The sequence below is a fragment of the Streptomyces gossypii genome, from assembly GCF_025165795.1.
Classification (GTDB): Bacteria; Actinomycetota; Actinomycetes; order Streptomycetales; family Streptomycetaceae; genus Streptomyces; species Streptomyces gossypii.
The window spans coordinates 99543-121379 of sequence record NZ_JAJAGO010000004.1; the positions used below are offsets into that span (position 1 = coordinate 99543).

The 21837-nt window shown below is 71.9% G+C and carries 21 protein-coding genes and 1 other RNA gene; 9 read left to right on the forward strand and 13 right to left on the reverse strand.

Annotated elements, in window-relative coordinates:
• Positions 1-11: 11 nt before the first annotated feature.
• The 3 genes from LHJ74_RS09550 to LHJ74_RS09560 all read right to left on the reverse strand — a co-directional run bounded on the left by LHJ74_RS09550 (position 12) and on the right by LHJ74_RS09560 (position 4157).
• Complete coding sequence (locus LHJ74_RS09550; protein ID WP_375546705.1) at positions 12-1160, reverse strand: serine hydrolase domain-containing protein; 1149 nt, start codon at positions 1158-1160, stop codon at positions 12-14.
• Positions 1142-2443 carry a multidrug effflux MFS transporter gene (locus LHJ74_RS09555; protein ID WP_260217459.1) on the reverse strand — a complete coding sequence of 434 codons (1302 nt, stop codon included), beginning with the start codon at positions 2441-2443 and terminating at the stop codon, positions 1142-1144. The genes LHJ74_RS09550 and LHJ74_RS09555 overlap by 19 nt, the downstream gene beginning before the upstream one ends.
• 82 nt (positions 2444-2525) lie before the next feature.
• Complete coding sequence (locus tag LHJ74_RS09560; RefSeq protein WP_260217460.1) at positions 2526-4157, reverse strand: alkaline phosphatase D family protein; 1632 nt, start codon at positions 4155-4157, stop codon at positions 2526-2528.
• Between the two features lie 267 nt (positions 4158-4424).
• Here LHJ74_RS09560 and LHJ74_RS09565 point away from each other — a divergent pair, with 267 nt between their 5' ends.
• Together LHJ74_RS09565 and LHJ74_RS09570 are read left to right on the forward strand one after the other, a co-directional pair.
• On the forward strand, positions 4425-5369 hold the full coding sequence (locus tag LHJ74_RS09565; protein ID WP_260217849.1) for a PhzF family protein: 945 nt from the start codon (positions 4425-4427) through the stop codon (positions 5367-5369).
• Positions 5370-5443: 74 nt separating this feature from the next.
• Positions 5444-5620: a hypothetical protein gene (locus tag LHJ74_RS09570; protein ID WP_260217461.1), complete on the forward strand. Its 177-nt coding sequence runs from the start codon at positions 5444-5446 to the stop codon at positions 5618-5620.
• A 445-nt stretch (positions 5621-6065) separates the two neighbouring features.
• Here the strand turns inward: LHJ74_RS09570 and LHJ74_RS09575 are convergent, their stop codons facing one another.
• Positions 6066-6980, reverse strand: a complete 915-nt coding sequence (locus tag LHJ74_RS09575) for an SDR family NAD(P)-dependent oxidoreductase (RefSeq protein WP_260217463.1) — start codon at positions 6978-6980, stop codon at positions 6066-6068.
• Between the two features lie 168 nt (positions 6981-7148).
• Here LHJ74_RS09575 and LHJ74_RS09580 point away from each other — a divergent pair, with 168 nt between their 5' ends.
• Positions 7149-8339, forward strand: a complete 1191-nt coding sequence (locus LHJ74_RS09580) for a sensor histidine kinase (protein ID WP_260217464.1) — start codon at positions 7149-7151, stop codon at positions 8337-8339.
• Entirely contained in the window at positions 8336-8977 is a 642-nt protein-coding gene (locus LHJ74_RS09585; RefSeq protein WP_260217465.1) for a response regulator, read from the forward strand. The genes LHJ74_RS09580 and LHJ74_RS09585 overlap by 4 nt, the downstream gene beginning before the upstream one ends.
• Here LHJ74_RS09585 and LHJ74_RS09590 read toward each other — a convergent pair.
• From LHJ74_RS09590 to LHJ74_RS09600, 3 genes are all read right to left on the reverse strand, one after another.
• Positions 8931-10145 (reverse strand): acyltransferase family protein, encoded by a 1215-nt coding sequence (locus LHJ74_RS09590; RefSeq protein ID WP_260217466.1) that lies wholly within the window; start codon positions 10143-10145, stop codon positions 8931-8933. The genes LHJ74_RS09585 and LHJ74_RS09590 overlap by 47 nt on opposite strands.
• Positions 10146-10400: 255 nt before the next feature.
• Positions 10401-10815, reverse strand: an RNA gene (rnpB, locus tag LHJ74_RS09595) — RNase P RNA component class A.
• 51 nt (positions 10816-10866) lie between these two features.
• Positions 10867-11436 carry a Uma2 family endonuclease gene (locus LHJ74_RS09600; RefSeq protein WP_260217850.1) on the reverse strand — a complete coding sequence of 190 codons (570 nt, stop codon included), beginning with the start codon at positions 11434-11436 and terminating at the stop codon, positions 10867-10869.
• A 211-nt stretch (positions 11437-11647) separates the two neighbouring features.
• Between LHJ74_RS09600 and yaaA the strand changes: the two genes are divergently transcribed.
• Entirely contained in the window at positions 11648-12445 is a 798-nt protein-coding gene (gene yaaA, locus LHJ74_RS09605) for a peroxide stress protein YaaA (RefSeq protein WP_260217469.1), read from the forward strand.
• Between the two features lie 78 nt (positions 12446-12523).
• Entirely contained in the window at positions 12524-13180 is a 657-nt protein-coding gene (gene eda / locus LHJ74_RS09610; RefSeq protein ID WP_260217470.1) for a bifunctional 4-hydroxy-2-oxoglutarate aldolase/2-dehydro-3-deoxy-phosphogluconate aldolase, read from the forward strand.
• Between the two features lie 56 nt (positions 13181-13236).
• On the opposite strand, the gene LHJ74_RS09615 is transcribed toward eda, so the two are convergent.
• Together LHJ74_RS09615 and LHJ74_RS09620 are read right to left on the reverse strand one after the other, a co-directional pair.
• Positions 13237-13929 carry a response regulator gene (locus LHJ74_RS09615; RefSeq protein WP_260217471.1) on the reverse strand — a complete coding sequence of 231 codons (693 nt, stop codon included), beginning with the start codon at positions 13927-13929 and terminating at the stop codon, positions 13237-13239.
• Positions 13917-15128 carry a sensor histidine kinase gene (locus LHJ74_RS09620; protein ID WP_260217472.1) on the reverse strand — a complete coding sequence of 404 codons (1212 nt, stop codon included), beginning with the start codon at positions 15126-15128 and terminating at the stop codon, positions 13917-13919. The genes LHJ74_RS09615 and LHJ74_RS09620 overlap by 13 nt, the downstream gene beginning before the upstream one ends.
• Before the next feature lie 167 nt (positions 15129-15295).
• Here LHJ74_RS09620 and LHJ74_RS09625 point away from each other — a divergent pair, with 167 nt between their 5' ends.
• On the forward strand, positions 15296-15886 hold the full coding sequence (locus LHJ74_RS09625) for a hypothetical protein (RefSeq protein WP_260217473.1): 591 nt from the start codon (positions 15296-15298) through the stop codon (positions 15884-15886).
• On the opposite strand, the gene LHJ74_RS09630 is transcribed toward LHJ74_RS09625, so the two are convergent.
• Positions 15846-16361: a MarR family winged helix-turn-helix transcriptional regulator gene (locus LHJ74_RS09630; protein ID WP_260217474.1), complete on the reverse strand. Its 516-nt coding sequence runs from the start codon at positions 16359-16361 to the stop codon at positions 15846-15848. The two genes, LHJ74_RS09625 and LHJ74_RS09630, sit on opposite strands and share 41 nt — an antisense overlap.
• 212 nt (positions 16362-16573) lie before the next feature.
• Here LHJ74_RS09630 and LHJ74_RS09635 point away from each other — a divergent pair, with 212 nt between their 5' ends.
• The gene (locus LHJ74_RS09635) at positions 16574-17110 is read left to right on the forward strand and encodes a YceI family protein (RefSeq protein ID WP_260217475.1); all 537 of its coding nucleotides are present in this window, start codon (positions 16574-16576) and stop codon (positions 17108-17110) included.
• Between the two features lie 22 nt (positions 17111-17132).
• Here the strand turns inward: LHJ74_RS09635 and LHJ74_RS09640 are convergent, their stop codons facing one another.
• The 3 genes from LHJ74_RS09640 to LHJ74_RS09650 are packed head-to-tail and all read right to left on the reverse strand — an operon-like array spanning position 17133 to position 19953.
• Positions 17133-18326, reverse strand: a complete 1194-nt coding sequence (locus LHJ74_RS09640; RefSeq protein ID WP_260217851.1) for a bifunctional RNase H/acid phosphatase — start codon at positions 18324-18326, stop codon at positions 17133-17135.
• Positions 18326-19069: a zinc ribbon domain-containing protein gene (locus LHJ74_RS09645; RefSeq protein ID WP_260217852.1), complete on the reverse strand. Its 744-nt coding sequence runs from the start codon at positions 19067-19069 to the stop codon at positions 18326-18328. Before LHJ74_RS09645 ends, LHJ74_RS09640 begins: the two co-directional genes overlap by 1 nt.
• A complete protein-coding gene (locus tag LHJ74_RS09650) occupies positions 19066-19953 on the reverse strand; it encodes a Nif3-like dinuclear metal center hexameric protein (RefSeq protein WP_260217476.1) in 888 nt (295 codons plus the stop codon). The genes LHJ74_RS09645 and LHJ74_RS09650 overlap by 4 nt, the downstream gene beginning before the upstream one ends.
• A gap of 632 nt (positions 19954-20585) precedes the next feature.
• On the opposite strand from LHJ74_RS09650, the gene LHJ74_RS09655 reads away from it, so the two are divergent.
• Positions 20586-21803: a hypothetical protein gene (locus LHJ74_RS09655; RefSeq protein ID WP_260217477.1), complete on the forward strand. Its 1218-nt coding sequence runs from the start codon at positions 20586-20588 to the stop codon at positions 21801-21803.
• Positions 21804-21837 lie beyond the last annotated feature (34 nt).

The window sequence follows — 21837 nt, forward strand, 5'->3', positions numbered from 1 at the left end:
GGCGGACGCCGTCACCGCACCGCGCGGGCCAGGTGGGTCGCCGCCGCCGCGCGGGGCGTCGAGTCGGCGGGGCGGCGGACGGGGTGCACGGTGTTCGCCAGCAGCACCAGGAACGTGTCCGTGACCGGATCGAGCACCAGGCTCGTCCCGGTGAAACCGGTGTGTCCCGCCGCTCGGCCCTCGCTCATCGGGCCCGCCAGCTCCCCCATGAACCAGCGCTGCCCGACGCCGAAGCCCAGTCCGGGCGGCGCCAGCAGCTGCGCGACCGAGGACGGTGCGAGGATGCGCGCGGGCCCGTACGCGCCGCCGCTCAGCAGCGTGCGGCAGAAGACCGCGAGGTCACCAGCCGTGCCGAAGAGGCCCGCGTGGCCCGCGACGCCGCCCAGCGCGTACGCGTTCTCGTCGTGGACACGGCCGTGCAGCATCCCCCGGTCGAGCTTGGCCCAGGGCTTGCGCTGATCCTCGGTGGCGGCGATCCGCGGGCGCCAGCCGGGGGGCGGGCGATAGCGGGTGCGGCTCATGCCGAGGGGGCGGGTGATCCCCTCCTGTACGAGCACGTCCAGCGGCTGCCCGGTCACCAGTTCCAGCACGCCCTGGGCCAGCAGCAGGTTCAGGTCGGAGTAGCAGTAGGCACTGCCCGGCGGGGTGAGCGGCTCCTCGGCCCACAGCAGGTCCGTACGGTTCCGCGGCCCGTAGTCGTAGAGCGGCAGTTCCGGGCGCAGCCCCGAGGTGTGGGTGAGCAGGTGCCGGACGGTGATGCCGTGCGCCGGAAGCTTCCGCCGTCCGAACTCCTGCGCGTAGCGGGCGATTTCCGCGTCCAGGTGGAGGGTGGACCGCTCGACCTGCTGGAGCAGCGCGATGGTCGTGAAGAGTTTGCTGAGCGAGGCCAGGTCGAAGACGGTGTCGGGGCGGGCGGGCAGCTGCCGGTCGCGCGGCAGCTCGACCCCGCGGTCCTGCTCCGGGTCGTACGCGGCGTAGCGCACCGCCCACCCGGCGGCGTGCTCGAGGGCGACGTACGGGCCGCGCCCGGCCAGTACGACCGCGCCGGAGCACCAGCGGCCCGGCAGCCGGTCGACGCCGTGCGCCAGCGCCGCCAGCTCATCCGACCGCAGCCCCGCCCGCTCGGGCGAGGCCGCGTGTCTCAGTCTCGCGTACGCCACGGGCGGCACAGTCCCAGGAAACACGCCCCCGCCACAAGCAGCGACCCGAGCTGTACGAGAGCCATGGGTACCGCGGTCTCCTCGCCCGCGATGCCCACCAGTGGCGAGGCGATCGCGCCGACGAGGAACTGCGAGGCGCCCAGCAGCGCCGAAGCAGACCCGGCGGCGTGCGGGGTGCGCATCAGTGCCTGCGAGTTGGCGTTGGGAAGGATCAGCGCCATGCCGGACATCAGCACGAACAGCCCGGCGGCGACGGGCACCAGTCCGGGCTCGCCGAAGATTCCCAGCGTCATCAGGAGCAGGGCGACGGCGGCGGCCGTGACCACCCACAGGCCGAAGTGGATCACCTTGTCCAGCGAGACCCGGCCCACCAGGATCTTGCCGTTGATCTGGCCGACGCCGACGAGTCCGACGGAGTTGGCCATGAAGAGCAGGCTGAAGGTCTGCGGCGAGGCGCCGTAGATCTCCTGCATGACGAACGGAGAGGCGGCCACGTAGGCGAAGAGACCGGCGAAGGTGAAGCTTCCGGCCAGCAGGTAGCCGGTGAACACCCGGTCGGCGAAGAGGCCCCGCATGGTGCGCAGGGCGACGGGCACGCCACCCCGGGTGCGCTTCTGCGGCGGCAGCGTCTCGGGCAGCTTGCGGAGCACGACCGCCATCAGCACCAGGCCGATGGCGGTGAGGATCAGGAAGACGCCGCGCCAGTCGGTGAAACGCAGCACCTGTCCGCCCAGCACGGGGGCCAGGATCGGGGCCGCGCCGGAGATCAGCATCAGCGTGGAGAAGAACCGGGCCATCGCGAGCCCGTCGTACAGATCGCGTACGACCGCGCGGGCGATCACTATGCCCGCGGCCCCGGCGAGGCCCTGGACGAGGCGGAAGAGAGTGAGGGTGCCGATCGTCGGCGCGAGCGCGCAGGCGGCGCTGGCAACCACGTAGACGGCCATCCCTGCGAGCAGCGGGCGACGGCGGCCGAACTGGTCGCTCATCGGGCCCACCACGAGCTGGCCGATGGCCAGGCCGAGCAGACAGGTGGTCAGCGTGAGCTGGACGGACGCCGCCGGGGCGTGCAGGGCGGTGCCGACGTCGGGGAGCGCCGGGAGGTACATGTCCATCGACAGCGCGGGGAACGCGGTGAGGCTGCCGAGTATGAGGGTGACCAGCAGACCGGCCCGTTGCCGGGGGGTGAACTGTGGTTCGGTGGCGGGTCCCTCGATGGCGCTGGCGGCGACCGGGGAGCGGGCGGCTATGACGGCCGAAGTTGACGGGCCGGGGTTGGTCATGCACCTCTCCAGGAGATTGTTAACGGCAGACACATTCTCCCAGGGAAACCCACCCCGGCCCAACCATTTACATCCCGGAAGGTCAGGCGGGTTTGAGACCTGCGTCACCGGCCAGGGAGACGAAGGACGCGGCGGTGCTGACCGTACCGCCGGGGGTGGTGACCTTCGACACGACGCGGTAGTCAGCGCGCAGCCGCTGCTCGTCGAGGGTGACCAGCACATAGCCGCGGCGGCCGTCGTAGAACTTCATGTGCGCGTTGGCCGCGCGCATCTGCTCCCAGTTGCCCGGGTGTTCGGCGCCGTCCTTTCCGCTGGTGACGGAGGTGGTGACGATTTCGACGCCGCGGGTGCGGGAGCCGGGGTCGTCGAAGTCGTCCTTGATGTCCATCGCGTAGTGGACGTGGACGTCGCCGGTGAGCACCACCAGGTTCTCGACCCCCGCGGCGCGCGCGCCGTCGAGCACCCGCTGCCGGGATGCGGGATAGCCGTCCCAGGCGTCCATGGAAAGCGGGTAGGGGCCCTCGGTCCGGTTCCGGCGCCGGGAGAAGACGACCTGCTGCGGGACGACCTTCCAGAGCGCGTCGGACTTCTGCCAGCCCTCGGTCAGCCAGCGTTCCTGCGAGGTGCCGGTGAGGGTGCGGTCGGCGTCCTCGGATTCGGGGGTGGGCACCTTCCAGCCGTCGCCGTTCGCCTGGTTGTCGCGGTACTGGCGGGTGTCCAGTACGTCGAACTGCGCGAGCCGCCCGTAGCGCAGCCGCCGGTAGAGCTGGAGATCGGGGCCCTCGGGGCGCTGCGGGAGGCGCAGCGGCAGGTTCTCGTAGAAGGCGCGGTAGGCGGCGGCGCGGCGGATGAGGAAGTCCTCGGCGGGGCCGCCGCTCTCCGGGGTGTCGTCCGCGTAGTTGTTCTCGGTCTCGTGGTCGTCCCAGGTGACGATCCAGGGGTGGGCGGCGTGCGCGGCCTGCAGGTCCGGGTCCGCGTGGTAGAGCGAGTAGCGGAGGCGGTACTCCTCCAGCGTCTCGGTCTCCTTGTTGAAGTGGTCCGGCAGGACGGTGCCGGTGTACTTCCGCTCGCCGCCGGCGGAGTCGACCGCGTACTCGTAGAGGTAGTCGCCGAGGTGGAAGACCACGTCGACGTCCTCCTCGGCCGCGAGGTGCTTCAGGGCGGTGAAGTAGCCGTGGTGGTATGCCTGGCAGGAGACGGCGGCGAAGCGCACCGAGCCGGGCTGGTCGCCGTCGGCGGGCGCGGTACGGGTGCGGCCGACGGGGCTGGTCCACTCGCCCACCCGGAAGCGGTAGTAGTAGCGGCGGCGGGGCTCCAGGCCGTCCGGCTCCACATGCACCGAGTGGTGGAACTCCGGGTGTGCGGTGACCTCACCGCTGCGGACCGACCGGCGGAACTTCTTGTCGCGGGCGAGCTCCCACGTGACGGTGACCGGTTCGGCGGGCAGCCCGCTGTCCGCCTGGTACGGCTCGGGGGCGAGTCTGGTCCACAGCACCACGGAGTCGGGGAGCGGGTCACCGGAGGCCACGCCGAGGGTGAACGGGTCCTTGCCGATGCGGCGTGGATCGAGGGCGGGGGCGGCGTGGGCGGTGTTGGGGAGGTTCGTACCGAAGGCCAGCGCGGCCGCGGCACCCGTGACTGTGAGGAACCGGCGGCGGCCCAGATGACGGGCCGCGGCACGGAGTTCTCGGTCGGCGCTCACTGTGTGCGTCATGAGGCCGACTGCATCGGCGCGGAACGGCGCCCTGTTGGCGCGTACGCGACAGGCATATGTCCATCCGATGGCAACATGCGTGCCCTCCCCACGCACCCGCGGGGCGGGCGGGGCCCTGCACGGCGGCACGCGCGCGCGACAAAGCCGACTTTATCGGGCAAGGAACGCGCACCGGTGCACGGCAGGCGCGTTGCCGGAGCGCGACACGCATGGCGCAGCGCGGCGCGGAATAGGGCCGGGGCGGGGGCCGTTGTGGGGGCCATGACCATGAACGACGCCGCGAACGAGACGGCCGCCCCCGAAGCGGGCACCGCAGCTGCCACCGCCGAGCCCCTCCGCTACACCGCTTTCTCCAGCAGCCCGGAGGGCGGCAACCCCGCCGGAATCGTGCTGGACGCACGGGGGCTCAGCGACGAGGCGATGCTCGCGATCGCCGCCGAGGTCGGCTACTCCGAGACCGCCTTCCTCACCCCTCCCCCGCCCGGCCTGACCGGCGCGGAGCCCGGTCGCGCGTACACGATCCGCTACTTCAGCCCGGTCGCCGAGGTCCCCTTCTGCGGGCACGCCACGGTGGCGACGGCCGTCGCGCTCGCCGAGACCGCCGGTCTCGGGGAGCTGCTCTTCGCCTCGCCCGTGGGCACCATCCCGGTATCCGTCACCGAGAACACCGAGAACACCGAGGGCGCCACCGGCCCGCGCGCCACGCTCAGCAGCGTCGAGCCGCACTCGTCTCCGGTCGCTGACGCCGACCTCGCGGAGGCGCTGGAGGCGCTGGACTGGCAGCAGTCCGATCTGGACCAGGCGATTCCGCCCCGTATCGCCTTCGCCGGTGCGCGGCACCTCGTGCTCGCGGCGGCCACCCGCAGGCGGCTCGCCAGGCTGGACTACGACTTCGAGCGGGTCAAGGCCCTGATGCTGCGTCTGGATCTGACCACCCTCCAGCTGGTGTGGCGTGATCCGGCAGCCGAGTCGGGCAGCGTCTTCCACGTCCGCGACCCGTTCCCCGTCGGCGGCGTGGTGGAGGATCCGGCGACCGGCGCGGCGGCTGCGGCCTTCGGCGGCTACGCACGGGAGCTGGGCCTGGTGGCGGCGGATGCCACGCTCACTCTGCACCAGGGCGAAGACATGGGACGCCCCGGCGTCCTCACCGTCGAACTGCGCCCCGGCGACCCGCGCGTCCATGTCTCCGGTACGGCGGTCCGCATCGGCTGACCCCGGCTGAGAAGCCGCCGGGCGGCGTACGGAATGCGGGTGCCGTTGTCAGTGCCGCCGCCTAGATTGAACTCATGCCAAGCACCGCTCAGCCTCGCCCGCACCTTCCGTCCGCAGCTGAGGCGAACGCCGCGATCCGCGCGTTCGTCACCGGGCGGACGGCATGGTCGCCCGCCGCGCTCACGGAGCTGGACAGACTCCGCATGGTCTGGCAGGCGGCCGTCCGTGCGGAGCTGACGAAGGCCGCCTGAGAGCCTGTCGGGAGGCCCTCGTCATCTGTCGTCCGCGTGGGGCTGGCCCGGTGGGATCTTGGTGTGGAAGCACTGCGGGCACACGTATCCGCCCTGTGGCCCAGTCTGCACGTCGCCCCATCCGCAGTGGGCGCAGTTGAGTGTTGCCCGGTCGGAGATGTACCGGGGTGACTCTTTGCTCATCCGCTCGCTCCGCAGTTATTGCATGACCAGTCGCCGTTGGGCCCCTGAAGAACCGGGGCTCCGCACTTTGTACAGTTCATGATCCCCCCACCTCATTATGTGGTCTGGACCACCGTACCGGCTGTAAAGGCCACGAAACCAGACCGTCGGCCCCCGCGCGTCACACCATCCGAAGCATCAAGGGTTTTCCCCTGTGCCGCCCTGGGCGCGTGCGGCGCTCACACCGGAGCACGGGGGCGCGCGGCAGCTCACGGCCCGCTGCTCACAGTCCGGCCAGCTGGCCACCGTCGACGACGACCGTCGTGCCGGTCTGGAAGCTGAGATCGGAGGAGGCCAGCGCCAGCGCGGCGGTGGCCATCTCCTCCGGCTTGGCCATCCGCTTCAGCGCGTCGACACCCGGGGCGGCGAATTCCTTCTTGGCCTCCGCCCACTCCTCGTCGGACAGGCCGCCGGGGCGGTGGACGTCCAGCATCGGCGTGTCCGTCGTGCCCGGGGCCAGCGCGACGACGCGGATGCCGTGCCCTCCGTTCTCGATGGCCGCCGCCTGGACCAGGCCCGACACGCTGTTCTTGCTCGCCGTGTAGGAGCCGAGGCCCTGCCGGGTGGCGAACTGGTTCGACGACCCGGTGACCAGGATCACCCCGCCGCCGTTGCGGCGCAGGTGGGGGATCTCGTACTTCATGGCCAGGAACACGCCGCGGGTGTTGGTGTGCGTGACGTCGTCCCAGTCCGCCACGGACACCTCGTGCAGATCGGTGAAGGGCTTCTGGATGCCCGCGTTGTTGAGAGCGACGTCGAGACCGCCGTACTTCTGCACCACGCGGTCGACGAAGGACTCCACCTCACCGGCACGCCGCACATCGGCCCTGATGTACGTCGCCTCGCCGCCTGCCTCGCGAATTGCCCGCTCCACCTCCCGGCCCAGCCGCTCCCGCCGCCCGCAGAAGCCGACCTTCGCGCCCTCGGCCGCGAAGGCCATGGCAGCGGCCCGTCCGATGCCCGAGGTGGCCCCCGTGACCAGCACCGTCTTTCCCCGGTAGCGGCGGCCTCTTCCGCCGCGTTCGGCGGACGGCGCCGCCGCGGCCGCCGGGCGGCCGAACGCGAAGCCCGCCGCCGTGGCGGCCGCCGCGCCGCCCAGCACCGTGCGGCGCCTGGTGGATCCGGTCCTGTCCTGCATGCGTGTTCCTCCTCGTACTGCGGATACGCGCCCACTGTCCAACCGGGCGGCACCGCGTACATCCGCCACAAGTCGGCGGAGAAGAGCCGACGAACGGCGGTGGTACGGCACCGAACCATCGACTTTCGTCGCATGCGCAGGGCACTCCACGCTGCCTACGATGCGGGTATGACCACCCCGGAACAGCCCCAGCGAGGCCGCTTGCTGACGCCATGGCAACGGAAGTCGCTGCTGGCCGCGGGGTTCGCCTTCGTCGTGTTCAAGTCGCTGCGCACCGCGCTGGACGGGCGCGAGGGGCTCATCGCGGACCCAGGGGTGAGCGGCCTCGTCACCGCCGGGCTGTGCGCCGTACTGCTGCTGTGCCACCGGCTGCCGGTCACGGTGGCGCTGGTGACGATCACCGGATTCCTGCTGGAGAGCCAGATCTGGCCCGCGTTCGTCGCCCTGTACGCCGTGACCCTGTGGCGCCCCCGCGCCCTCGCGCTGGGCCTGACCGCCATCGCCTTCGTCCCCGCCGCACTCGACCCCTTCCGCACCCTGGTCAACATGCCGCAGGTCACCTTCCTGCCGTGTGCCGTGCTGGCCGTGCCGCTGGCCTTCGGGCTCGCCGCCCGCAGCCACCGCGACCTCGCCCTTTCGCTGGCCCGGCAGTTGGAGCACATCCGAGCCGCCCACCAACTGCGCGACGACCAGGTGCGGCTGGCCGAACGGGCCCGCATCGCCCGGGAGATGCACGACGTGCTCGCCCACCGGCTGAGCCTGCTGGTCCTCCACACCGGGGTACTGCAACGGCGCGGCGAGGAGGTGCCGGAACCGGTGCGCGAGCGCCTCTCCCTGCTGCGCGACACCAGCGCGCACGCTCTGGACGACCTGCGGGACCTGCTCGGCGCCCTGCGCGACCACGAGGGCCCGGCTCCCCTGGCACCCACATCCGACGATCTGCCCGCCCTGATCGCCGAGTCCGAGGCCGCCGGCATCCGGGTGCATGCCCGGCTCGGCACACTGCACGGGCTGTCCGCCGCCGTACGGCTGGCCGTCCACCGGATCGTCCAGGAGGCGCTCACCAACGCACGCAAGCACGCCCCCGCGGCGCCGGTCGACCTCACCGTCACCGTGCGGCGCGGGCGGGTGGAGATCCGCGTGGAGAACGCCTGCCCGCCGCCCACCGCCCGGCACGGCGACGGCGCGCACCACGGCTACGGTCTGGTGGGCATCGCCGAACGCGTCTCGGCACTGCACGGTGAACTGACCACCCGCCGCACCGACGAAGGCCGCTTCGTCCTGCGGGCCGAACTGCCCGTACCCGCCCATCCGCTGGAAGAGACGGCACCGATGGCGGAAGCGGTGAGCCCGCGATGATCCGGGTGCTCGTCGTCGACGACGACGCGTTCGTCCGCGCCGGACTCACCGACCTCATCGCCACCGACGACGGTCTCCAACTGGTCGCCGAAGCGGCGAACGGCCGCGAGGCGGTGGAAGCCGCCCGCAGGCACCGCACAGACGTGGCACTGGTGGACATCCGCATGCCCGTCATGGACGGCATCGCGGCCACCGGCGCGCTCCGGAAGCTCCCCGACGCCCCGGCGGTTGCCGTGCTGACCACCTTCGACCTGGACGAGTACGTGTACGGCGCGCTGGAGGCGGGCGCGGCGGGCTTCCTGCTCAAGGACACCCCGCCGGAGGAGATCCTCCGCGCGGTACGGATCATCGCGGGCGGCGCGGCCCTGCTCTCCCCCACCGTCACCCGTACGGTGATCAGCCGCTTCCACCGCCCCGACACGGCCCGCGCCCAGGCCGCGAGAGCGGCGGCGGCTAGGCTCACCCCGCGCGAACGCCAGGTGCTCGCGGCACTGGCGGACGGGATGACCAACGCGGACATCGGCAGACTCCTGCACCTGCGCGAATCGACCGTCAAGGCCCACGTCAGCCGCATCCTCACCGAGCTGGGCGTCACCAACCGCGTCCAGGCCGCCATGGCCGCCCGCGACCTCGGCTGACCTCGGGCGGCTGGGTGCGCGGGCGCGGGCGCGGGCGGGCGAAGCGGCGCATGAAGGGGCGCTCGACGGACACGTAGAGCAGCCATGCCATGAGCAGCGTGAGCGTCAGCGCCAGGGTGAGTGCGGGCCCGCGCGACCATCCGTGCTCGCTCGTGACGTGGTGGGTGAGGATGAGGATCTGGAAGTGGACGAGGTAGAGGGCGTAGGAGATCTCGCCGAGGAACACCGCCACCCGTGTGCGCAGCAGTGACCACTCTCCGCGCAGATCCAGCCCCGAGACGGCGTGGATCAGGAGGGCCAGGGAGAAGGTGGTGACCGCGGAGCACATGAAGGCGTCCGGCAGCCATGCGGAACCGGCCAGCAGCGTGACGGTCAGCAGCCCGCAGACACGCAGCACCCCGATCCGTGGCAGCTCGGGGGCCAGGACGGACAGCCGGGCCACCACCATGCCCAGAAGAAACTGAGGGAGCCGGGCTGCGGGCAGCACATACAGGAACCAGGAGGCGTCCGAGCCCTGCGGGATGCCGTCCATGGTGTGCGGGTCGATGAGGAGCGCGCAGAACAGGGGCAGGGACCACAGCACCACCAGGGACACCGCCGCCAGGGCCAGGCAGCCTCGCCGGGTCAGCCGCAGGACGAGGGGGATCAGGGCGGGGAAGAGAAGGTAGAACAGTGCTTCGGCGGCCAGGGACCACGCGACGACGTTTCCGGCGAGCGCGTATTCGGGGCTGACCCAGGTATGCACCAGCAGCAGGGCCGCCACATCGGCCAGGGCTCCGGGGTCGCGGGGCGTCAGGGCCGTCCCGACGACCGCGGTGACGAGCAGGGCCCCGCCCCACGTCAGTACGTGGTTGGGCAGCACCTTGGCGGCCCTGCGCCGCCAGAACGCCCGTGCCGTGTCCCCCGGCCGCCAGGAGTGCGTGAGCACATAGCCGCTGAGGATGAAGAAGAGCGTCACCGCGCTCATGCCCAGCCAGCTGACCACCTCCGGGGCAGGACCGTCCGCGCCGAACGTCATGGCGTGCGCGAAGACGACGCCGCTGGCGGCGAAGAAACGGACCCCGGTCAGGGAGTCCAGCCGCGCCGGGCGCCCCCTCCCGCCGCCGCCCGCCGGGACGGGCAAGGGGGTGGAATCCCGCCGCCTGCCCCCTACTTGTTCCTGAGCCATCCGCCTGCCCCTCCGGTTCCGGCGCTGGCTGCGGGTGCGGGGAGGGAGCCCGTGCAGTCGGCCGAGTGGTGTCGTCGTGCCCGTACGGCGTGGACTGCCCAGCGGGAGCCCTCCGCCACCCGGCCCGAGAGGGAGCCACCCGATCTGGGGACGAAACGGAAGCAGGCAGGGGCGTGAGGGGCACCCGGGTACGCGTGGGGGCCCGCGTGGGGGCGGACGAAAAAACGGCCCCGCCCCTGGTGAGGGGTGGGGCCGGAGGCGAGCCGCGCTCTACGCCGGGTTCTGTCTCGGGCGGACCTCGCGGTCCGCCCGGAGGCGGTCATCCATCTACGGTCGCCGTCGCCGACGACCTCTAGCGGTCTACCCGCGGACTCGGGCGGGCCGCCCTCGGACATCCGCGCAGAGCCGCCGTCCCCTACGGAATGACGGCTCCTCTTGACCTTGCTCCGGGTGGGGTTTACCGAGCCGGCCAGGTCACCCTGGCCGCTGGTGGTCTCTTACACCACCGTTTCACCCTTACCGGGCGCCTCGCGGCCCCGGCGGTCTGCTTTCTGTGGCACTTTCCCGTGGGTCACCCCAGGTAGGCGTTACCTACCACCCTGCCCTGTGGAGCCCGGACGTTCCTCGGCGGAACCCTTGCGGATCCCGACGCGACCGCCCGCACGACTCGTCTCCAACCCTCATCCTACCCGGACGGTCAGGCCCTCCGCGGCCCAGCCCGTCAGCCGAACGCGGAGGTGTCCAGGTCGAAGGAGAACGGCGCGGGCAGCGCGAGCGGCTTGCCGAAGGGGTGGGTGACCACGTCCCCGTAGTCGCCGTCCGTGGGGTCGCTGAACAGCGTGACCGCGCTCCGGCTGCGGTCCACCAACAGGTAGAGCGGGATCCTCCCCTGCGCGTAGCAGCGGCGCTTGGCCTCTCGGTCGCGGTCCGCGCGACTGGAGGTCACCTCGGCGACCATGGCAACCCCTTCGGTGGGCATCCATGACTCCGCCCCCCGGAAGAGGCGCCGGTCCGTCGGCGTCCAGGTCCCGTCCGGGATGACGCGGTGGGTGAGGCCCGACGGCCCGCGAGTCACCTTGAGACCCTTGTTGGCCGAGAAGTCCATATCCGTCGAGGATTCCCTGACCACCTGCTTGAGGATCAAGCTGATGTAGTCCTCGTGGTCGCCGTCCGGCGGTGGCGTCACGACAATTTCCCCCTCGATCAACTCGGCCCGGAAGCCTTCCGGCGTGTCCAGGGCCAAGAAGCCCTCCAGCAGGACTTCTTCCTGCGAAAGCGGCTCGTGTGCCATGACAGTCATGTCACGCCCTTTCCTTGGTCACGACCATGCTGAGGCGCCGAGGGGGTCGGCACCGCGTGCTGCGGGGTCTTTCACCCGATCGTGGCACACCAAGACAGGTGGCGTCAGGCGGGCGCGAGGGGGAGTCCTCGCGGGTCATCGCGGGTCGTAGGCTGCGGGGCGGGGCGCTGCCCCGTCCGACCCGCCTGTTGAAGGAGAGCCCGTGCTCGTGCTGCTGCCGCCGTCCGAGGGCAAGGCCGTGGTGCGGTCCAGGTCCGTGCTGGATCTGGCCGCGTTGTCGCTGCCGGGTCTGACGGAGACGCGCGCGTCGGTGCTGGCGGAGCTGGTCGCGCTCTGCTCCGGTGACGAGGGCAAGGCTCGTGAGGTGCTCGGTCTGAGCGAGGGGCTGCGGGGGGAGGTCGCCAGGAACGCCGGGCTGCCGACCGCGCCGGTGCGGCCCGCCGGGGAGATCTACACCGGCGTGCTGTACGAGGCGCTGGGCCTGTCGGCGCTGAGCCCGGCGGCCAAGCGGCGTGCGAACCGTTCGCTGCTGGTCTTCTCCGGGCTGTGGGGTGCGGTGCGGCCCAAGGACCCGATTCCCGCCTACCGGTGTTCCGGCGGCGTGCGGCTGCCGGGGCTGGGTGCGCTGGCGGCTCACTGGCGGCCGCCGATGGCGGCGGTGATCCCGGAGGCGGCGGGTGACGGCCTGGTGCTGGATCTGCGTTCGACTGCCTATGCGGGGATGTGGAAGCCGGAGGGCGCGCTCGCGGAGCGGACGGCGACGGTACGGGTGCTGCAGTCCCGGATGGTGGCCGGTGCGGAGAAGCGGAGTGTGGTCTCGCACTTCAACAAGGCGACCAAGGGCCGCCTGGTGCGGGACCTGCTGGAGGCGGGCGCCGCACCGCGCGACCCGGCGGCGCTGGTCCGTGCCCTGCGGGAACTTGGTTACACGGTGGAGGGCGATGCCCCGGCGGGGCGGGGGAGGCCCTGGTCGCTCGATGTGATCGTGCGGGATCTCTGAGGCGCCACCCATTCCTCGCGGTTGCACGAAGCGCAACGCTCGTTGCGGATAACGCACCCCAGGGGGAGGATGGCCGCCATGACCACCTCGTCGCACCCGCCGCAGCACCCCCTGCCGTCCGTGCTGGATCTCGCCCCCGTCGTCCCGGTCGTCGTCCTCGACGCCGTCGAGGACGCGGTGCCGCTGGCGCGGGCGCTGGTGGCGGGCGGGCTGCCCGCGATCGAGGTCACGCTGCGTACGGACGCCGCGCTGGACGCGATCACGAGGATCGCGGCGGAGGTGCCGGAGGCAGTAATCGGCGCGGGGACGCTGCTCACGCCCGAGCAGGTACGTGCCGCTGTGGACGCCGGCGCCCGCTTCCTGGTCAGCCCCGGCTGGACCGACCGACTGCTGGACGCGATGCGTGCGCCGGGCGTGCCGTTCCTGCCCGGGGTCTCGACGACCTCGGAGGTCGTCGCACTGCTGGAGCGAGGGGTGACCGAGATGAAGTTCTTCCCGGCGGAGGCCGCGGGCGGGGTGCCGTATCTGAAGTCGCTGGCGGCGCCGCTCCCCCGGGCACGGTTCTGCCCCACCGGCGGCATCGGCGCGGCATCGGCCCCGGACTATCTCACGCTGCCCAACGTGGGGTGTGTCGGCGGCACCTGGATGCTGCCCTCAAACGCGCTGGCGGCGAAGGACTGGTCACGGGTGGAGCGTCTGGCCCGTGCGGCTGCGCAGTTGCGCGTCTCCGCCTGACGCGGGCGTGGGACATCAGGCGCGGGACATCAGGCGCGGGGCATGAGGCGTCACGGTCAGGGTGTGCCCGGTACCGCGTGACCGTGCTCCCAGGCCCAGGCGGCGATGGCGACCCGGCTGGAAACGCCCAGCTTTCCCTGGATGTTGGCGAGGTGGGTCTTCACCGTGCCCGCGCTGATGAAGAGTTCCGTGCCGGCCTCGGCGTTGGTGAGGCCGCGGGCGACCAGGCGGACGATCTCCATTTCGCGGCCGGTGAGCGGGTTCGGCTGCGGCACGGCCGCCCCGGCCGCACCCGCCCCGGGCAGCTTCCCCGCCGACGCTCCGCCCGTGGCGGAGAGTTCGCGCAGCAGGCGGACGGTGATCTGCGGGCTGATGAGCGTGTCCCCGGCCATCGCGGCGCGTATCCCCTCGATCAGCAGCGTCGGCCCCGAGCGCTTGAGCAGGAAGCCGCAGGCGCCGTCGCGCAGCGCGGTGCGCACATAGTCGTCCATGTCGAAGGTGGTGACCACGACGACGCGGGTGGTCGGCGCGAGCCGCCGGGTCACCTCCAGTCCGTCGAGGCGCGGCATGCGGATGTCGGCGAGGACGACATCGGGCTTCAGCTCGTGGGCGAGGGCGATGGCCGCTTCGCCGTCGGCGGCCTCGCCGACGACGGTCATGTCCGGCTGCGAGTCGAGGACCAGCCGGAAGCCGCTGCGGATGTCCTCCTGGTCGTCGGCGATCAGGATGCGTGTGGTCACCCCGGCCATGATGCCGCCTCGGGCGATGGCCGGGCGGACGCCTCGGGGAACACGGCAGCGACCCGCCAGCCGCCGCCCTCGGAAGCGGCGGTGAGCCTGCCGCCCGCCGCCTCGACGCGCTCGCGCAGCCCGGCGAGCCCGCTCCCGCCGCGCCGCCGCAGCGGTGAGGGCCCCGCACCGGCCACCCCCCGTGGTGCGTCGTTGGTCACCCGGACTTCGACGGCGCCGGACTTGGTGGACCGCCCCAGCGTCACCTCGACGCGGGCGCAGCCCGGTGCGTGCCGCCGGATGTTCGTCAGCGCCTCCACGACCAGCCGGTAGGCGGCCACCCCCGCCTCGCGGGAGAGTGCTTCGGCCGCGCCGGACTCGGCGGCGAACCGGCAGTCGGCGTCCCGCTCGGCCGCGAACCGCTCCACCAGCTGCGGCAGTTGACCAGCCCCCGGCGGCGCGGACGCGGCCACGGTCCGGCCGTCTGCTTCGTGCAGCGTCCGTACCGTCCGGTCCATCGACGCCAGCGCGCTCAGCCCCGCCTGCTCGATGCGCTCCAGCGCGAGGACGGCCTGCCGTGGGTCGCTGTCCGCGACGAAGCGCGCGGCCTGCGCCTGTACGACGATCGCGCTCACGTCGTGTGCGACGAAGTCGTGCAGATCGCGGGCGAGTTCGAGCTGCTGCAAGCGACGGGCATCGGTGACGGCCAGCCGCGCCCGGCGAGCCGCCCAGCGGGGGTATCCCCCGGCCACGACGGCCGCCAGCGCGGGCAGCGACCACAAAAGCGCGGCACCGGCACGCTCGAGCACGGACGGGCCGACCAACGGCACGGTCCACAGGGCGACCGCCGCGAGGGCCGTCCCGGCGCCGAGCACGGCGGGCCGCCGGGGCGACCGCCGCACGACCATGAGCAGCACGGACAGCAGTGCGAAGACCTCGATCAGCTTCCACCCCGCCTCGTCCGCCACGTCGGACGGCTGGAGGAAGGTAGTGAGCAGGGAGAGCGCGGAGGCCCCGGCGAGCGGCCACGCCAGACGGCACCGGGAGTACGGCCAGCAGCCGAGCGCCCATACGGCCACGGCCACCGCGACGGCGGCGGACAGCATGCCCGACGGGCTCGGCCCGTCGACCGTGAGCACGGTCCCCAGCGCCGCGAGCCCGGCCGCGGCGCCGACTCCGTACTCCCGCACCGGACGTCTTTCTCCGCAGGTTGAAGGCATGGAAGCGAGACTAAGCGCTGTCCCCACTCGGCGGCATAGCCCGATCGGCCGGGGCGGGGGCGGGTGCGGGCGGCATGATCCGCCGATCGGCAGATGGTCCGGGAAGCCGGTGGCGACAAGGCTTAGGCCATCGCACCGATCCACTCCTTCCGGACAGGGGACCACCCATGACGCTCACCGCGACCGGCGCACCGGCCACCACCGCAAGCAGCCCCGAGACCCAGCTGCGGGCCGAACTCCCGGACAGTACGCATCTGGTGTCCCGTCCGGTCAGATGGGCCGCCACGGCCGCCGCACTCACCGTGCTGCCCACCGGGTTGTGGCGGGTCTCCATCGCTCTGGGCGCACCGTCGGGCTTCGCCGAGCCGAACGCGATGCACGACGTCCAGCCCGGCAGCTTCTTCTCGTGGTACATGATCGTGCTCAGTCTGGTGGCGGAGTGCTTCGGGGTGCTGGCGCTGGGGCTCGTCCAGCGCTGGGGAGAGGTGCTGCCGCACTGGGTGCCGCTGCTGGGCGGTCGCCGCGTTCCCACCTTGGCGGCCGTGATCCCGGCCTCGGCCGCCGCGCTGTTCCTCACTCCGTTCACGATCCTGTGCGCCCTGCGCTGGAACGAGCCGGACACCATGGGCTCCCCCGATGCGCCCACGGGTACGGCCGCGACGATCATGAACGCCTGCTACGCCCCGATGCTGCTGTGGGGCCCGCTGCTGGCGGTGGTCACGATCGCCTACTACCGGCGCCGCCGAGCTCATGGGTGACTGGCTCACGGCGGGCTGGTTCACAGCCGGCCGGTTCACGGCTGACGGACGGCCGTGCCCCGTCCTCCGCGGCGCGCCGGTCCAGCGTGCCGTGGAGGATTCGGCTGACCTCCTTGAGGGTTTCCAACTGCTCGGAGGTGAGCCCGTCGAACAAGCAGGCCCGTACCTCGGCGACGTGGCCGGGCGCGGCGGACTCCAGAGCGGCGAACCCGGCGTCGGTCAGCTGGGCGACGGAGCCGCGCCGGTCCCCGGCCGTCGCGCAGCGGCTGACCCAGCCCTCCTTCTCGAGAGCGGCGACCGCGTGCGAGAGGCGGCTGCGCGAGGAGTTGCAGACCTCGGCGAGGCGGCTCATGCGCAGTGAACGGCTGGGGCTCTCGGAGAGCATCGCGAGAATCTCGTAGTACGCGACGGGCATTCCCGCGTCGATGCGGAGCCGGCGGTCGAGATGTGCCTGGAGCTTGAGGTGGGCCGTCATGTACGAACGCCACAGCTCCTGTTCACCGTCTGTCAGCCATTCGTTCTGCTGAGACCGCCGAGCTTGCTCAGGTTTCCGCAGGTGTTGTTGCTGGGGGTCGTACACCGACATGCAGCCAGTGTACAAGTAGTTGAGCACTCAATACGAAGCTGATACTTTCACACCGAGATCCATCACTGAGTGTGCAACCACCGTCATTCTGGGAGATTTCTGTGTCTGTTTCTGTCCCTCCCGGCTACACCGCCGGTACCTGGAACATCGACCCGATCCATTCCGAGGTTTCCTTTTCCGTCAAGCACCTGGGCATAGCCAAGGTCCGCGGCCGGTTCGACTCCTTCGAGGGCCAGATCGTCACCGGTGAGAACCCGCTGGACTCCTCGGTCACGGCGACCATCCAGGCGTCCTCCGTCTCCACCCGCAGCGAGCAGCGCGACGCGCACCTGCGCACCGCCGAATTCCTGCACACCGAGGAGTTCCCGGAGATGAAGTTCACCTCCACCGGCGTACGCGCCAATGGAGACGCGTTCCTGGTCGACGGAGATCTCTCGCTGCGCGGCGTCACCCGGCCCGTCACCCTCGCCCTGGAGGTGAACGGCTTCGGGAAGGGCTACCAGGGAGGTGCCATGGCTGGCTTCTCGGCGTCCACCGAGATCAGCCGCACGGAGTTCGGCATCACGGGCGGTCCCGCCGGCTCGATGATCGGCGAGACCATCACCATCACGCTGGAGGCCGAGGCCACCCAGCCGTGAAGGTGACGGTCCCACGCCCCCTTCAGCGCAGGTGCGCCGTGTCGTTGAGCAGGCGCAGGGAGGCGTTACCGTCCGCGTAGTAGGCCACCGCTGACAGGGAGGCGGCGGCGAGCTCCATCCGGAAGACGGATTCCGGCGGAGCGCCCAATGCCAGCCGGGCCAGTGTCTTGACCGGGGTCACATGCGTGACCAGCAGGACCGTACGCCCCGGATGGCGGGCAAGGACCTTGTCCCGGGCACGCGCGACCCGGCGAGCCACCGCCGCGAAGCTCTCGCCGCCCCCTGTCGGTTCGGCCTCCGGCGAGGCGAGCCAGGCATCGAGATCCTCCGCAAAGCGCTCCCGCACCTCCGCGAAAGTCAGCCCCTCCCAGGCCCCGAAGTGCGTCTCGCGCAGGCCGTCCTCGGTGCGGACCTCCAGGCCCAGACGACCCGCGACAGCCGCCGCCGTCTCCTGGCAGCGGCGCAGCGGCGAACTGACCACCACCTGCACGGTGCCGCGCGCGGCGAGCGCCGACGCGGCGGACTCCGCCTGGCGGCGGCCCACTTCGGAGAGTTCGGGATCGGTACCGCCACTGCCCGAGAACCGCTTCTCGGGAGTGAACACGGTCTCCCCGTGCCGCAGCAGGACCAAGGTGGTGGGCGGCCCGAGGTCGGGGCCCCAGCCGGCGGCCGGCGCGGGCGGCGCCGAGGGCTCCGAGAGGGCGGACGGCGCGGGCACGGACGGCGCGGCCGCAGCCGCCGTCGCCACCGGAACGCCCGCGTCCAGCTCAGCAGTCGACCCGCCCGGTGACCACTCCTCGCCCCGCTTGCCCGCGTCCATCGCCTCGTTGGCGAGCCGGTCGGCGTGCTTGTTCTTCTCTCGGGGGAACCACTCGTAGCTCACCGCCCCCACCGGGAAGATCTGCTGTGCCTCGGCCGCCAGCGGCCGCATCGCCGGGTGCTTGATCTTCCAGCGGCCCGACATCTGCTCGACCACCAGCTTGGAGTCCATCCGGACCCGCACCGCCGCCGAGGCGTCCAGCTCGTACGCCGCCCGCAGCCCGGCCACCAGACCCTTGTACTCGGCGACGTTGTTCGTCGCGCGCCCGATGTACGCGGCCGTCTCCACCAGCGTCTCGCCCGTGGACGCGTCCTTCACCACCGCGCCGTACCCAGCCGGGCCGGGGTTGCCGCGCGACCCGCCGTCGGCCTCGACGACAAAGCTGCGCGCCGCCATCAGAGGCCGGACTCGGGCGTACGGACCAGGATCCGGCGGCAGTTCTCGCACCGCAGCACCGTGTCCGCAGCCGCCGCCCGTACATCATTGACCTCGGTGATGTTCAGCTCCAGACGGCAGCCCTCGCAGCGGCGCTGGAAGAGCTTGGCCGCACCCACGCCGCCCTGCTGCTCACGAATCTTCTCGTACAGCTTGAGCAGGTCGGCGGGCAGCGAAGCGGACACGATCCCGCGCTCCTTGGCCAGCGTCCCGGATTCGGCGTCCAGCTCCGTCAGCACCGCATCCCGGCGCACGAGCGCGTCGTCAGCCCGAGCCTGCACCGACTCGACGCGCTCGGTGAGCTCGGCCGCCCGCTCCTGCGCGGACTCGCGGCGCTCCATGACCTCCAGGACCACGTCCTCAAGATCCCCCTGCCGCTTGGCGAGCGAAGCGATCTCGCTCTGCAGGCTCTCCAGGTCCTTGGGGTTGGTGACCATCCCCGAGTCGAGACGCTGCTGATCGCGGGCGGCGCGCTGACGCACCTGGTCGACGTCCTGCTCGGCCTTCTTCTGCTCGCGGGCGGTGTCGCTCTCCTCAGTCTGCGCGGCCACCAGCAGGTCGCGCAGCTGGTTGAGATCGGCCTCCAGCGTCTGGATCTCCTCGTGCTCGGGCAGGTTCCGGCGCCGGTGAGCGAGCTGCGCGAGCCGTGTGTCGAGGTCCTGTACGTCGAGGAGGCGGATCTGGTCGGCGGGGGCGGCGTTCAGTTGGGGGCTCCAGAGGTTGTCGAGTTGGCGGCGGAGAGGGCGGGGCGGGCGGAATCCGGGGAGGAAGCCGCGTGCGCCGTCCACGGGTCGGTGACCATACGGGATACATGCGTGCGCAGGCCCCAGCCGTGCCGGTCCGAGATCGCGTCCAGCTGCGCCGCGGCCTGCTCGCACCACGGCCATTCGGTGGCGAAGTGGGCGGCGTCCACAAGCGCCAGCGGCGACTGCTCGCGTGCCTCGGAGGCGGGGTGATGCCGCAGATCGGCCGTGACATAAGCGTCCACGCCCGCAGCCCGCACCTGATCGAAGAGGCCGTCCCCGGAACCGCCGCAGACCGCCACCGTACGCACCGGACGGGCCGGGTCTCCGGCAGCGCGGACCCCCTGGACCGTCGCCGGAAGCCGCTCGGCGGCGAGCCGGACGAACTCCTCCAGCGGTACGGGCCGGTCCAGTTCGCAGATCCGGCCCAGGCCGCGCCGCTCCTGCGAATCATCCGGATCGGGCACCAGGGGACCCACCACCCGCAGGCCGAGGGCGCCCGCGAGGGCGTCGGAGACGCCGGGAGCAGCCCGGTCGGCGTTGGTGTGCGCAACGTACAGCGCGATGTCGTGCTTGATCAACGTGTGCACGACCCGGCCCTTGAAGGTGTCGGCAGCCACGGTCGTCGTCCCGCGCAGATAGAGCGGGTGATGAGTGACGAGCAGTTGGGCGCCCAGCTCGACGGCCTGCCCGGCGATCTCCTGGACCGGATCGACAGCGAAGAGAACACTGGTCACCTCGGTGCCCGGATCACCGCAGACCGTCCCGACCGCATCCCACTGCTCGGCCCGCTCACGTGGCCAGAGGCCGTCGAGCGCGGAGATGACTTCGGAGAGAGCTGGCACAAGTGAAGGCTACCTTTCTTATGCGCTCGGCTCGCCTCCGCGGGCTCGTACCCGATGCCGACACTCCTCCTGTGCGCTCGGCTCGCCTCCGCGGGCTCGTACCCGGTGTCGACACTCCTCAGCGCTGCACTCGCTCGTACCTCGCTCACTTGGCTTCGTCACTTTCGACACCGGCGCCCGCTTCGACTCGCTCGCTGGGGCTCACTACGTTCGCGAGCCGGTACCGCACCGTCTCCACGTGCGGGCTTTGACAGTCACCCCGGCCCCGTCCGTGAGCCACACGGCACCCGCCTTGCCTCGCTGCGTGCGCATGCCGGTACCGCGCCGTCCGCGCCTGCGGTACCGGTGTCCGATTGCGGCCGCGCAGAACCGCCCTGGGCAGCGGTGTCCCGAGGGAGCGAAGCGAGTGAGGCTCAGCGAGTGAGCCGGAGGGCGCGCCGGTGTCGAAAGTGACGAGACCCAGTGAGCGAGGTACGAGCGAGTGCAGTGTCGAGGAGTGTCGCCTCCGGGTCCAAGCGCCCGGAGGCGAACCGAGCGCACAAGAAAAGCCACTCATACGCGTGAAGGCACCCAACTCGCTCTGTTCGACCCGACGCATGGCGCATAGCTTCCTCACTGGAGGTGATCGCTTCATGACTGTTTGCGCCAGTGAGATTGTCGTGGGCAAGGCAGCACCGGTGGTGCGTGCCGGTTGTGTGATCTCGGCCGACGGTGCGTACGCGGCGCGGCTCACCAGGGCGTCTGGTGCGGTGCGCGGCTGGTATCCGGAGCGCTGGACGCTCGACGGGCCCGAGCCGTATGCGGTGCCCCTGCCGGGCGACCGCCCGGAGGAGCCTGCCAGCCAGGTGCTCCCGCTGTCCGACGGACGGGTGCTCATCGCCCGCCACCGCCGGCGCGGGCGGTACGAGCTGGCGCTGCTCTACCCGACCGGCCCGGACACCGGGCAGGTGGCGCTGGGCAGCCTCGATCTCGCCGCCCTCGGCGCCACCCGGCTGAGCCTGCTGCCGCCCTCACCGGGCGGGCAGTTGGCGTACGCACTGGCCTGCGGGCCGCGCACCAGCACGGTCTGGCTGGTGGCGGGCGGTACCGCTGCCGGGCCGCAGCGGGTCGCCACCGTGCGGGGCCGCTGCTCGGGTGGCGCCTGGCTGGACCAGGAGGGGCGGCTGCTGTCGCTGGACCGGACGGCGCCAGGGGTCGGCGGAGCGCCTGCGCCGGTCAAGAGCGTCGTCGTCGACCTGCTGCGCGGCGGCGAGGTGACTCCGCTGCTGCAGATCACCGAGCACAGTGACGACCGGCTGCTGCTGGCGAGTCCTGCGAGCGGACTGCTGCTCGTCCGGTCCGATGCGGCGGGCACGGACCGGCTGGGCTGGGGCGTGCTGGGGAGCCACCGGCCGGTTCGTTTCCCGGAGGCACTGTGCCCGGCGGGTGTCCGGCTGACGCCGTTCGCCCTTCAGCCGGGGCAGATGCTCCAGCCGGAGAACTGCTCTGTCGCCCTGCGCGCGGACGGACCGAACGGCACCTGGGTCGCGGTGTGGCGGCCGGGCCGCAAGGCACTTGCACACCTCCCGGCGCCGGAGGGCTGGCTCGCGGGCACGGGGCTCTGGACGCCGGGCGGGGAACTGCGGCTGCCGTACGCGACGGCGCAGACGGCGTGCGGGGTGGCGACGCTGCGGGCGTTCAGGCCTGCGGTGCGGCAGGCACCCATGGCGGAGGCGGCAGACGACGCGGAACCCCCGGACGCGATGCCCCTGCGGGAGGGACCACCGCCCGGCGCCGCAAGGGGAGGACGGGCACCCACATCGGCGCCCGTCCTGCCCCTGCGCCATGCACCCATGGCACGGGGCGCCTGACCCCACCGGTATCCGCTCCCGTGCCTCTGGCACG